Source organism: Nostoc sp. CCY0012, assembly GCF_963920855.1.
In the GTDB taxonomy this organism is placed as follows: Bacteria; Cyanobacteriota; Cyanobacteriia; order Cyanobacteriales; family Nostocaceae; genus Cyanocohniella.
Genome location: NZ_CAWUDM010000059.1, coordinates 1 through 14251, shown reverse-complemented (window position 1 = coordinate 14251; position 14251 = coordinate 1). Strand labels below are relative to the sequence as shown.

The 14251-nt window shown below is 41.5% G+C and carries 8 protein-coding genes; all 8 read left to right on the top strand.

Features of this window, described 5'->3' with window-relative positions; genetic code table 11:
* The first annotated feature begins 382 nt into the window (after positions 1-382).
* Positions 383-712, top strand: coding sequence for a hypothetical protein (locus tag ACM0OS_RS17540; RefSeq protein WP_414544481.1), 330 nt, complete (start codon positions 383-385; stop codon positions 710-712).
* Between the two features lie 126 nt (positions 713-838).
* Positions 839-1696, top strand: a complete 858-nt coding sequence (locus ACM0OS_RS17535; RefSeq protein ID WP_414544480.1) for a hypothetical protein — start codon at positions 839-841, stop codon at positions 1694-1696.
* Positions 1697-1719: 23 nt separating this feature from the next.
* Complete coding sequence (locus ACM0OS_RS17530) at positions 1720-3486, top strand: fatty acyl-AMP ligase (RefSeq protein WP_414544479.1); 1767 nt, start codon at positions 1720-1722, stop codon at positions 3484-3486.
* A 15-nt stretch (positions 3487-3501) separates the two neighbouring features.
* Complete coding sequence (locus ACM0OS_RS17525) at positions 3502-4959, top strand: acyl-CoA-binding protein (RefSeq protein ID WP_414544478.1); 1458 nt, start codon at positions 3502-3504, stop codon at positions 4957-4959.
* 117 nt (positions 4960-5076) lie between these two features.
* On the top strand, positions 5077-6396 hold the full coding sequence (locus tag ACM0OS_RS17520; RefSeq protein ID WP_414544477.1) for a type I polyketide synthase: 1320 nt from the start codon (positions 5077-5079) through the stop codon (positions 6394-6396).
* A gap of 13 nt (positions 6397-6409) precedes the next feature.
* Complete coding sequence (locus ACM0OS_RS17515) at positions 6410-12298, top strand: aminotransferase class III-fold pyridoxal phosphate-dependent enzyme (protein ID WP_414544476.1); 5889 nt, start codon at positions 6410-6412, stop codon at positions 12296-12298.
* A gap of 23 nt (positions 12299-12321) precedes the next feature.
* On the top strand, positions 12322-12822 hold the full coding sequence (locus ACM0OS_RS17510; protein WP_414544475.1) for a hypothetical protein: 501 nt from the start codon (positions 12322-12324) through the stop codon (positions 12820-12822).
* Positions 12823-13331: 509 nt separating this feature from the next.
* Positions 13332-14189 (top strand): acyl-CoA desaturase, encoded by an 858-nt coding sequence (locus ACM0OS_RS17505; RefSeq protein ID WP_414544474.1) that lies wholly within the window; start codon positions 13332-13334, stop codon positions 14187-14189.
* Positions 14190-14251: the final 62 nt, after the last annotated feature.

The following is a 14251-nucleotide window of genomic DNA, read 5'->3' as shown; positions in this document are numbered from 1 at the left end:
TGAGTTACGCTACGCTCACCCATCCTACGTTTAATTAAACTCACTTAACTTAAGCAAAAATTTATTTATTATTATTTAAGAATATCTTGTGTTACTGCTGATTTACTATCATAAACTTTTATACTTATATTTAATTGTTTTTCTTCTTAACTGTCTTAACTGTCTTAACTGTCCAGTAAATAATTTCCACAAATTGCTTAACTGTCTTAACTGTCCTTGATATAAACAAGTTAATCATGATACAGATGTAACCGCAAGGCTAATTAATCTATCTAAAATCCAAAACTATTAATTTCTGGTAGCTGCCAGATTTATTTGTGCAATTTTTGGAAATTTGGGTAAAAGCCAAAACTACGAACAGTCATGAAATTGGAGTAACAAAATGTCCATATCAAAATTTACTGAGTTTATGAAGATGATGGCCACAGAAGATGCACAGATGGCTATGCAACCAACAACACAAAGTGGTCAAGATTTAGCCAGAGCTTTCAGCGAACTTAAAGACGTTAGTGGAGAAGACAAAGTGCAAGGTACAGTTCAAAAACTTGCTGCATTTGCTAAACATAAAGGCTTTGATGTTTCGGAAGGGGATGTGCAGAGCTATATCGATTCTCTGAAAACCCAATATGAACTCAACCCAATGCTTGCTTCAATGATGGATAGCTATTGTAGCAGCACTTGTCATATTGGTAGTGCAGTTGGTGAAAATTAAAATTTTACTGCTAGATTTCTAATCTGAAATCTGATACATCTCAGGTGTTCAAAAAATAAGCTGGGATGTATCTACCATAAGCGTTCTCTTACAAGAGGAGGCACAAAACTTGTATTTGGGAAAATCATGATTCAGTCACCTGTAGCTAAGTCCCTATATAATTTTTTAGAGTTGGATGTTAGCGAAATTAGTAAGTATCCAGAGGGAATTAAAAATATTTGCGATCGCCAAATTCATGGTGTGGTTGTCAAGAACTTCTTTTCCCAAGCAGATATATCCAAAGTTGTCAGTCAACTAACGCGCAAAGGCCCATTTCCCGGCTCACCTTTCGGCGATATTCTTATTTATGGCCCAGCATTATATGTATGCGATGCCGATATAACTCAATATTGCAACGAAGCTGTTGATTTTCGTAAATATTGCCGCCAACTCTTCAGTCAAGGAATTGATTTTGAGACTCGGCTAACAGAAGTTCTTAGCGCCATGTCTGGCGGTCGTCCGGTGGAACTTCCTGTGACTAACGACGGTTACACCTATACTCCAACTACAATTCGAGTTTTAGAGCCAGGTCAAGATATGGGCTGGCACTTTGAAAATCAGTTTCTGCATTGCACACCTGGATATCGTCACTTGGAAACCATAGTCGAACCAGATGATCATCTGAGCTATTTTGTGGTTCTCAGTTCTGCTGAAGCTGGGGGCGAGTTGGTTCTCTATGATTTAGAGTGGTCAGAAACAGAGTGGCCGGATAAAGAACACGGCGGAACTAGGAAAAATGGTCTAGTCAACGGTAAACTGATCGCCTCAGTTATGGAAGACTACGACAAAATGTATGTCAGACCTGAAGCTGGTTCTCTAGTGGTGTTTGATGCAGGTAGAATTTTGCATCGTGTTTCTGCTGTTGAAGGTTCTCGTCGTCGCATTACCGTTGGCGGATTTCTGGCTTTTTCTAAGCATCGGGAAAAACTTTTCTACTGGAGTTAGCAGGTTAATAAGGCAATAATGTCATGGAATTTTCTACTCTAGTAGATGTTTTAAAAAAAAGAGCGCAGCATCAGCCTGACAAGAAAGCTTACACCTTTCTTAAGGATGGAGAAATAGAGGCAGATGCTTTAAGTTATCAGGAATTAGAACGATTGGCACGAGCGATCGCAGCTCAACTTCAAAGTCATAACGCCATCGGTCAACGTGCCTTACTACTATATCCACCAGGTTTAGAATTTATTGCTGCCTTTTTCGGATGTCTCTTAGCTGGGGTTGTAGCTGTTCCCGTTTATCCTCCCCGCGCTAATCAATCAATATCTAGACTGTGGGCGATCGCCAAAGATGCAGAAGCGACTTTTGCCCTCACAACTACATCCGTCTTGGCTAATAGTCAGCATTGGTTAGCGCAGACTTCTGATTTAGCTCAGTTGCAGTGGCTAACCACCGATGGCATCAATGCAAACATGGCATCATCATGGCAGCAACCGATTATCCATCCTGACACCCTTGCATTACTCCAGTACACCTCCGGTTCTACAGGTACTCCCAAAGGCGTGATGGTAAGTCACAGCAATTTACTATCCAACTGTGCAGACCTCGATCTGGGATGGAACCACACAGCCGAAAGTACCATTGTCACTTGGCTACCAACCTTTCACGATATGGGGCTAATCTATGGAGTCATCGAACCCTTGTATAAAGGATGTTCTTGCTACATGATGCCTCCTGTGGCTTTTTTGTATAAACCAGCACGATGGTTGCAAGCAATTTCCACCTACAAAGGCACTCACACAGGCGCTCCAAATTTCGCCTACGATTTGTGTGTACGTAAAATTACACCAGAGCAAAAAGCTAACCTAAATCTGAGTAGCTGGCGGATGGCTTTAAATGGTGCCGAACCAGTCAGAGCAGATGTGCTGCAACGCTTTGCCGAAACCTTTAAACCCTGTGGATTTGATTTAACTGCCTTCTGTCCCGGTTATGGTTTAGCTGAAGCTACCTTGAAAGTAGCGGCTGTGCGTCAACAAGATACCCCTGTATTTTTGCAAGTTGATGCAGACGCACTCGCACAAAATCGGGTAGTAGAAGCGACATCAGACCAAGAGAATATACAGACCTTAGTTGGATGTGGATATAGTGAGATTGATACACAAATTGCGATCTGCTTTAGCAGCAGCGCTTGCGCTATCGCTGATCCCGAAACCTTCACTCAATGCCAAGATTCGGAAGTAGGGGAAATTTGGGTATCAGGTTCCACCGTTGCTCAAGGTTACTGGAAAAACCCAGAACAAACAAAGCAAATTTTTCAAGCCACCCTCAAAGGAGATACTTCCAGACATTTCCTGCGTACTGGTGATTTAGGCTTTATTAAAGATGGCGAATTATTCGTTACAGGGCGACTGAAAGATATCATCATCATTCAAGGACGTAATCATTATCCCCAAGACATTGAACTAACCGTAGAGAAAAGTCATCCAGCATTGCGTCCTAATTGTGGGGCTGCTTTTGCAGTGGAATTTAAGGGTGAACAACAATTGGTAGTAGTTCAAGAAATAGAAAGGAGTTATCTGCGGCGGCTAAATATAGATGAAGTTGTCGGTAACATCCGCCAATCAGTATCCGTAGAACATGAAATTAGAGTTCATACTGTTGTTTTAATAAAAACCGGAACTATTCCTAAAACATCTAGTGGCAAGATTCAGCGTCAGACTTGTCGCCAAAAATTTTTGCATCACACACTAGATTTATTGACTCCAGAAAAAACCCAAAAATTAACAGCAATATTATAAAAAAGAGATAAATTTATGTTAAATCAAGCTCAGGTTAAACATTTCCAAGATAAAGGATGGGTTGGCCCAGTGGATATTTTTTCGGCAGCAGAAATTACTGCCGTCCAACAATGTCTAGAGACTAATAGCCGCAAAATCAAAGAGGCAGATAATCAAGAAATTATCACCTTTTATAATAATGTGCTTAATTTAGAAACACCCCGCGATCATCATCTGTTTCATCAACCAATAGCAGAATTATTTAAAAATCCTCAATTAATTCAAAGATTAAACCAAATTGCTGGAGAAAATTTATTACTCTGGTATACTAATGTCTTTTGTAAAATGCCCGGACAAGGAGAAATCAAATGGCATCAAGCAAAAGAATTTTATACATCTAGTGACATTGATTTTGAAAAGAAAACTTTAGTGTATTCTCAAGATGAAGACCCAATAAATTTAACCGTATGGGTGGCACTTGAAGATGCAGATTTAGAAAACGGTTGTATGCGTTTTGCTAATGGTTCACATCAGCAAATATTTAAAATCTTAAAAGGTAGTGTTCCGGCATCTGAAGGTGTGTTTGCTGGTATCAGCGCCCATAAAACAGTTTGGCAAAAAGAACAGCAATACTCCCTTTCTTATGAATTTGATGAAAATGACTGGCAAGTAGAAGCAGTACCAGTCAAAGCTGGACAAGCGATTATCTTCACTGAAAGTACAATGCATTGTTCGCTGCCCAATCGCTCAAATCGTCGTCGTCTAGCAATTATTGGGCGTTACGTGCGTCCGAGTACTCAAGTTTATCCCTATCGCTGGCAAGGCGATTTCATTGATGAAAATGCACATAATATTAAAAGGCATTTTTGTATTTTAGTTTCAGGACGCGATGATTATAAACATAATCTAGTTAGAGATGGGCATGATTTAGATGAAACTGAAGTAGAATTTCAACTCATGTCTAATTTAGTACGTTTTCATCACGTAAATATCCCTGAGGGTAAACTACAACTAGAGATTTACGGTTTAGAAAAACAGGCATTAGAAGGAGATTGTCAAGAACAAGAACCCAACCCAATTTTGCATCCCCGCAAATACATTCAGTGGCAAGCTTGGAATCAATATCAAGGTATGAATTCTACTGAAGCGATGAAGCGGTATAACCAATTAGTAGCAACTCTACCACGCAAAGATATTAAAGATTCAATTAGCACAACTAATATAGGAACGGTAAATCAGGAACGGTTAAAAGCGGCAGATATTCAAGCTTGGTTAATCGCCTATTTATCTGAACTTTTGGAAATGCAGCCAAATGAAATTGAGCTAAAAATTCCTTTTCAACGTTATGGTTTGTCATCGGCAGAAGGAACTGTTTTGATTGGGGATTTAGAAGCTTGGGTAGGATATCAACTTGTGCCTACGTTAGTTTATGAGTACCCGACGATTGAAGCTTTATCTGAGCATATAGCGGAGGAATTACAAGTTTTGGCTTGAATAAAAGTCAGATGGCAGAAGGAAGCCTTCAACTCTTACTCTCTGCGTCTCTGCGCCTCTGCGTGAAATAAATTCATCCCTCTTGATGTTGTGATAGTTCAGAACTAAAGGTCTAAAGTGGAACCCATAGCGATTATAGGCATCGGTTGCCGTTTTCCCAAGGCTAACAATCCCGAATCATTCTGGAAGCTTTTGCATAATGGAGTCGATGCGATCGCCTCTGTGCCAAAAGACAGATGGGATGTTGATGCTTTTTATGATCCAGATCCAACTACACCAGGAAAAATGAATACCCGTTGGGGCGGTTTCTTAGATCAGGTAGATCAATTTGATCCCGCCTTCTTTGAAATTTCTCCCCGCGAAGCTGAACGCATAGATCCCCAGCACAGATTGGTGTTAGAGGTAGCTTGGGAAGCTTTAGAAGATGCTGCGATCGCACCAGAAAGTTTAGCAGGTAGCCAAACCGGGGTTTTCATTGGCATTGGTAATTATGACTACGGCAGGCTTTTATGTAGTGATTTATCTAACATCAATAGTCATCATGGTACTGGTCTAACTCTCAGCGTTGCTGCCAATCGCTTATCTTATTTATTGGATTTACATGGCCCCAGTATGGCCATAGAAACAGCTTGTTCTTCATCTCTTGTTGCTGTTCATTCTGCTTGTCAGAGTTTACGGAGTGGCGAATCTAACTTAGTCATTGCTGGTGGCGTGAGCCTGATGCTAACCCCAGATATGACAATTACCTTCTCCCAAGCCCGAATGATGGCTCCTGATGGGCGATGTAAAACCTTTGATGCTAGTGCTAATGGTTACGTCCGGGGTGAAGGTTGCGGTATTTTAATTCTCAAGCGCCTCAGTGATGCAATCAAAGATAGCAATCGCATTCTAGCAGTAATTAGAGGTTCGGCAGTTAATCACGATGGACTCAGCAACGGCATTACAGCACCCAATGGGAAAGCGCAACAGGCTGTGATTCGCCAAGCTCTAAAAAATGCTGATGTTGCACCAGCCGAAATTAGCTATATAGAAGCCCACGGTACTGGAACACCTCTAGGAGATCCCATTGAAATTAGAGCAATCAAGGCGGTATTAATGGCCGGCCGTTCCCCAGAACAACGCTGTGGAATTGGCTCAGTCAAAACAAACATTGGGCATTTAGAACCAGCAGCCGGGATTGCAGGTTTAATTAAGGTGGTGTTATCGCTCCAACACGGGGAAATTCCCCCCCACCTACACTTGCAGCAGTTAAATCCCCATCTGGGTTTAGATAAAACACCGTTTTTTATTCCTAGAGAATGCCAACCTTGGCCTAAATTTAGCGAGCGCCGTTTAGCTGGAGTGAGTGGTTTTAGCTTTGGTGGCACTAATTGTCATGTGATTCTGGAAGCAGCACAAGAAAGCAGGGGAGCAGGGGAGCAGGGGAGGAAGAATTGAGCGACCTTTGCATTTGCTGGCTTTATCAGCCAAGAATGAGACGGGTTTAAAGGAATTGGCGCAGCGTTACGCAGATTTTGTCGCGTCTAATTCTGACATATCTCTTGCGGATATTTGTTTTACTGCCAATACAGGGCGATCGCATTTTGCCCATCGGTTGGCAATTGTAGCTGAGTCACATCAACAATTGGGCGATAGCGCAAGCGCTGCTGCTAAAGCAGATCGCCTCAGTAATTTAACTACAAACAAAGAAATATTTGGACTATTGAGTGGCAAGGTTGTTAACCGCCAGCCTCCAAAAATAGCCTTCTTATTTACAGGTCAGGGTTCTCAATACGTAGGCATGGGTCGTCAACTTTATGAAACCCAGCCCACTTTCCGAAAAACCCTCGAACGCTGCGATAAAATTTTACGTCCTTATTTGGATCAGCCGTTACTAGAAGTTTTGTATCCCAGCGAGGGGGAAAGTTCACTTTTAGATCAAACCGCCTACACCCAACCCGCTTTATTTGCTCTAGAATATGCCCTTGCTGAATTATGGCAGTCTTGGGGAATAACGCCGCAAGTTGTGATTGGTCATAGTTTGGGTGAGTATGTCGCTGCTTGTGTGGCGGGAGTATTTAGCCTCGAAGAAGGTTTGAAACTAGTTGCTGGGCGCGCTCAATTAATGCAAGCTTTACCCCAAACTGGTGAAATGTTCGCTGTATTTGCACCTGAAAGCAAAGTAAAAGCGGCAATTCAACCGTACTCTCAAACAATTTCCATTGCCACAATTAACAGCCCTGAGAATATTGTCATTTCCGGTGAGCGATCGCCAGTCCGGTCAGTGGTTACTGCTTTGGAAGCAGAAGGAATCAAAACTCAACAGTTGCGAGTCTCCCACGCCTTCCACTCGCCATTAATAGAACCAATGCTGGATGCCTTTGAAACTTTAGCTAGCCAAGTGCAGTTTCAAACTCCACACTTGCCCCTAATTTCTAACTTAACAGGCGAAATCCTGCCCCCTAAATATACCCCAGATGCCAACTATTGGCGACGCCATACCAGAGAACCAGTCAGATTTATGGCAGGGATAAATACTTTATTGGCACAGGGGCATAACTTATTTTTAGAAATCGGTTCCAAGTCCATCCTTTCAAGAATCGGTCAAAAATGCCAGCAAACTCCAGCTACTTGGCTTTCTTCCCTAGTTCAAGGGCAAGAGGATTGGCAGGTGCTACTTTCCAGCTTATCAGTTCTGTACATGCAAGGAGTAGATATCAACTGGAAAGGCTTTGAGCAAGATTATTCCAGAAATAAGCGATCGCTTCCTACCTATCCCTTCCAACGTCAACGTTACTGGCTTAAATCAGCAACTAGTGAGCTACCAGACGTTGCACAAAATACAGATGAAATAACGAACCGCAAAGGCCAAAAGCAGGAGTATTCCCAGATGGAGAACAACCACAATCATTCCGCCAACCCGCCACAGCAGATTTTGGTAACATTACGTTCTCTAGTAGGAAATTTACTGCAAATATCCCCTGAAAAAGTAGATGTTTATACACCCTTTCTAGAAATGGGCGCTGATTCGCTCATCCTAATTGATGCTGTAGCCAAAATTGAAAACACCTATGGCATCAAAATTGCCATTAGCCAGTTATTTGAAGAATATCGAACCATTGAAGCACTAGCAACTTACATAGCTGCCAACACACCACCTGACTTGCAGCCCAAACAACCAATCCCTAAAACACCTCTGCCAAAAATTGATAGTACACCGACTTCAACTCCTACAGAAACCTTACCAGAGACAGCACTAGAGCGAATTATGTCACAGCAGCTGCAAGTGATGTCTCAACTAATGTTTCAACAACTAGAGACCCTACGTGGAACCACAACAAAAGTATCATCAGAAAAAATAACTCCATCTCCCCTTAATTCTCCTTCTCTCTGCGCCTCCGCGTCTCTGCGTGAGAAAAAAAATCAAAAACCTGTTGCAGAAACTCAAGTCAAAGAACTAAACCCCCACCAACAACACCACCTAAAAACCCTAATCGCCCGATATACCAAAAAAACGCAATCATCCAAACAACGAGCAGCAGCCAGCCGCTCCATTCTTGCCGATAGCAGAGCCGTAGCCGGATTTCGCCCTTCTATCAAAGAATTAGTTTATCCCATCATTGGCGAACGAGCTAAAGGCTCCAAATTTTGGGATCTTGATGGTAACGAGTATATCGACATCACAATGGGGTTTGGAGTGCTGCTATTTGGTCATAACGCACTATTTATTACTCAAGCCTTAGAAGCACAAATCCAGCAAGGAATACAACTCGGCCCCCAATCCAATCTAGCCGCAGAAGTAGCCGAATTAATCTGTGAACTAACTAATACAGAGCGAGTTACATTCTGTAATTCAGGTACAGAGGCAGTGATGACGGCGCTACGGCTAGCACGCACAGCGACTAGTAGAAATAAAATTGCTTTATTTACTGGTTCTTATCATGGTCATTTCGATGGAGTTTTAGCCAGAGCCGCCAATGGTGAAAGTACTGTACCAATAGCAAATGGCATATCTGGACAAGCCGTTGCCGATGTGCTGGTACTGGATTATGGCAATCCCCAATCTTTAGAGATTCTGCAAACTCATGCCCACGAACTAGCGGCGGTATTAGTAGAACCTGTACAAAGTCGCCGTCCTAATTTACAGCCCCAAGAGTTTTTACAACAGTTACGGCAATTAACCCAAACCGCAGGCATCGCTTTGATTTTCGATGAAGTGATTACAGGTTTCCGCATTCATCCGGGCGGCTTTCAGGCCTATTCTGGCATTGAAGCAGATCTCGTCATTTATGGCAAGATTATCGGCGGTGGTCAGCCAATGGGGGTTATAGCTGGCAAGGCCACTTACATGAATGGCATCGACGGCGGACAGTGGAATTACAGTGATGCTTCCTATCCCCAAGCGGAAAAGACCTTTTTTGCTGGCACCTTTAACAAAAACCACATGGCGATGGCTGCGGCGCGGGCAGTATTACAACATCTCAAGCAGGAAGGTATTAAACTTCAACAGCAATTGAACCATAGTACATCTAAGTTAGCTGCAACGCTGAATGCTTACTTTCAAGCAGAGAACGTACCAATGGAGTTAGTATATTTTGGCTCTCTGTTTCGGTTTGCTTCCACAGAAAATATAGACTTGCTGTTTTATCATTTACTAGAAAAAGGTATCTATATTTGGGAAGGGCGTAACTGTTTTCTGTCCACTGCACATAGCGATAAAGATATCGATTATCTAATTGCAGCAGTCAAGGAGAGTGTAGAGGAATTGCGGCAAGGTGGTTTTTTGCTTCAATCTGCGGATATATGCGCCCGATCTACCACCTCAGTCGAAAAAACAGAAACAATTACTTTACCCACCCCGAAAGAAATTAGCGATCGCCTCACGCCCCAATTCCATCAATTAATTGTCCAGCAAGACTTAGCAGCTTATCAACAAGCATTACCTAAACTAGAAGCTTTAAGCCTCACCTACGTTCTCAAAGCTTTCCAACAAATGGGTTGGGAATTTCACCTTGGTAATAAATTTACCTTCCCATTCATCGCTGAACAGTTAGGAATAGTTAACCAACACCGACGGCTACTAGGTCGCTTGCTGGAGATATTGGAGGAAGAAAAAATCCTCCGCCAAGTTAATGATCAGTGGGAAGTTTTACAAATCCCCGCAATTCCAGAACCACAGGAAAAGGCTATTCTACAGGAATATCCAGCTTTAGAAGCAGAGTTATTTTTACTACAGCGTTGCGGACAAGAACTAGCCCAGGTGTTGCAAGGAAAACGCCACCCGCTACAGTTATTATTTCCCAACGGTGATTCCACAAGTTTAACCAAGCTGTATCAAGATTCACCTGTAGCGCGGATCATGAATACTCTGGTGCAAAACACAATTGCCATTGCCTTGGAAAATTTGCCCAAGCGTCGTAAAGTGCGAATCCTAGAAATTGGTGCTGGTACTGGAGGAACAACAGCCCATATCCTACCTCACCTACCAGCCGCACAAACAGAATATGTATTTACCGATTTATCCCCTGTTTTTATGGGTAAAGCTAGGCAAAACTTTAGTGATTATCCATACATACAATATCAGATTTTAGATATCGAACAAGAGCCTGAAAATCAAGGATTTGCGGCTCATCAGTATGATGTAATTGTGGCAGCAAATGTACTGCACGCTACTACAGATTTAAAACAATCACTGAAGCACATATTACAACTATTAGTTCCAGGCGGATTGCTAATACTGATGGAAGGAACAACCCGTCAGCGTTGGTTAGATTTAATATTTGGGTTAACTGAAGGGTGGTGGAGATTCTGCGATCGTGACTTGCGACCATCTTACCCATTACTTTCTACTTCTCAATGGCAAGAACTATTACACTCAAGCGGATTTAGAGAAGCTGTGTCTATTCCCTCTGCCTCACAAATGCTGTCTGATTTACCCCAACAGGCGGTAATTGTAGCTGAAGCAGCGCACAAAATATCTTTAACTGAAGCGCAAAAACAGCTTTGGATTTTAGCACAGATGAGTGAGGAAGGTTCCATTGCCTACAATGAATCTGTAAGTTTGCAATTACAGGGGTCACTTGATTTAGAAGCAATGTGTCAAGCAGTGCAGAAAGTTGTCAATCGCCATGAAGCGTTACGAACTATGATCAGCAGTCAAGGCGATTTTCAGCAGATATTACCTTCTGTAAAAATAGATGTTCCTGTAATTGATTTCTCAAATTTAGAGAATAGCGATCGCCAAACTAAAGTAGCTGAGTGGCTGAAAAAAGAAGGACATAAACCTTTCGATCTCAGCATTGCGCCTTTATTGCGTGTCCATATTCTCAAACTAGAGTCACAACTGCATCTGTTGGTGCTTACTGCTCATCATATTATTATTGATGGCTGGTCAATTGATATCATCTTCAAAGACTTAGCTACAATATATTCCGCCGAATGTCAGGGTGCTCGCTATCAACTTGAAGAACCTCTACAATTTCGAGAATATATAAACAGCCAAGGACAAAAAATAGCCAAAGATGAATCTTACTGGTTAAGCCAATTTGCTAATTCAATTCCCGTTTTAGAATTGCCTACAGATTATCCCCGTCCTCCTGTACAAACCTACGCTGGAGTTGAACATTGTCAGATTATCGATACATCCTGTTATCGTGAGTTAAAAAACTTAAGTAGTCAGCATGGATGTACTTTGTTTATGACTTTACTAGCCGCATTTAATCTTTTGCTACATCAACTTACGCTTCAGGATGACATAGTAATTGGTGTGCCTGTGGCTGGACAATCTCATGTAAATGGTCAAGACCTTGTTGGCTATTGTGCCAATGTTTTACCATTACGATTTAGACTGAAAAACCAAAGCTTTATCGACTATCTTAACGATGTGAAAAAGGTGCTGATCAATGGTTATGAACATCAAAATTATCCTTTTAATCAATTGCTGAAGAAACTGAATATTAAGCGCGACCCCAGCCGGACACCATTAATTACAGCATTGTTTGGTATGGATAAATTTGGTACTGAACTAAAATTTTTGGGATTAGAAGTTGAAGGATTTACAAATTATATTGGCATTGCTCGGCGAGAAATAACTTGGAATATTGTTGAGATGAATAGTCAACTATTATTGAAATGTAATTACAATTCAGATATATATAGTTCCAGCACTATCGCGTATTGGATAGAAGAATTTCAAATAATTTTACGCACAGTGATTAAAAAACCAGATGTCTTGTTGGATGCGATCGCACAAAAACTCACGACATCAGAAAAGGAAAAACAGCTTGCAGAAGAAAAAAATCTAGAAGCATCTAGCATCCAAAAATTAAAGACCTTTAAGCGTCAGGCGCTAAAAAATTAAAATTAGTTTTCACAACAAATAATATGAATAAAGCAGTTACGAATTTACCTCTTTCTGACATCCATACTGAAATTAAATTAGAAAACTTTAAAGTTTTGCCAAGATTTGTTGGCACTTGGAAAGGACACTGGACTCGTCTAGATCAAGATGCTCATGAAATCGAACGATTCACATCAGTGTTAAACCAAAAAATTGTTAATAATCAGTGGATTCAAACTAATGAAAATAAATATTCTAATGGCACAATAGAAAATCTCAATTTTTTCGGCAAAATAGTGAGTAACAGTACAGTACTTTTTGAAAGTCCCGATCCTCCTTATTGTAACTTTCTCATGCTTGTTGAAGAAATTGGAGAGAATTTAATAATTATCAATGTATCTGATAAAATCACTAATATTACCTTAGCAATAGAAACTATCAACTTAATTACTAATAATCAAAGAATCAGAACCTTACAAAAATTTCATGCACAAGATGGTAAATTGAGTGGATTTATAACTGTTGTTGAACACAAAATTGATTGAGACGCGCTAACCCTAACTATCTAATTGGTATCTAAGAGGTTAAGAATCAAGCACAGAGAGCAGTTCGGTATGTTGATTGACCAGAACTTGTATTGCGTTAATTGGGTCATGGTGAAGGCGATGTTTGCGTTGGCGAGGAGCTTCAGCCCTAGCTAATCTAAGACGTTGAGTTTTGTACTCAGCTATGGGAACTTCCTGAATTTGCTCAAGTAAGTGTTTTTCGGTTTCGGCTACGGCTATAAAACTTGATATTGACCAAAATAGCGCAATGCGGCAGTTGACTTGCGGCTACTGATTCGCCGTTGATGGCGACGCAAATGGCTGAACATCGCTTCCGCTTTTCTTAGTGCCATTCAATCATGTTCCAAAGGATGTGAAAAATTAATAGACCGATTTATACTGTAGATAATGCTGAGTATTGTATGGTGAGCGTTCTGCTATCCGCAAGCTTAACTGTGGCAAAAATGGTGTGCATTTCTATTTAGAAGCTTAAGGATATTACAAGATTAATGAAGCAGTACTCTCAGTTCACGATTATTTCTTACATAGTAGGCCCTATTTTGATTGTAGTCAGTCATTTAGGATCACTACTAATTATTGTTACTGGCTTATCGTGGAGTGCTATTTTATGGGGCGTGTTGTTATATGTAGTACGAATGCTTGCAACTACTAGCATCTACCATAGGCTACTCACCCACAAGAGCTACCAGGCTCCAACCTCAGTTCTATGTATTGGCAGCATCGTTGCTGCTTCCTCTGGGCAGATGGGGCCAAGTTGGTGGAAAGCTCATCACATGGCTCATCATCAATGTTCAGACCAGGAAAAAGATCCTCATTCTCCTTATATGCCTTTCAAGAGCATAAAAGGATTCTGGTGGTCTCAAGCTGGATGGCTATTCTCTCGACAGTTTTTTCCATCAAAGCTTCCCACTGATGTTGAGAGTAATCTGGTTTTAAAGATTGTTGATCGTCTGCACTTCATTCCCGTTATTGCTCTTGGTACTCTTTCGTATTACATTGGTGGGTCTGAATATCTCGGCGCTTTTTTCCTCAGCACGACTGTTCTTTTCCACTGTGTCGCCAGCGTCAACTCACTTAGCCACATACTGGGCGAACAACCTTTCACAACCAACGATTACAGTCGAAACCATTGGCTCGTTGCGTTTCTGACCCTGGGTGAAGGCTGGCATAATCTTCATCATGCATTCCAGTCGTCAGCCCGACATGGCATCACCGTGCGAAAGGGCCAAGTTGCTTATCTTCCAGACCCAACATTTTGGTTCATCAAAATCCTTGAGTTCTTGAAACTAGCATCAAAGATTAGAGTGCCTTCTCAAACAGAACTTCTGGCTCGCGCCAAAAACTGAAACTGTCAACCCACATTCCGCACCCACAACTGTCACACCCCAAAGAAACGGATATATCTAGT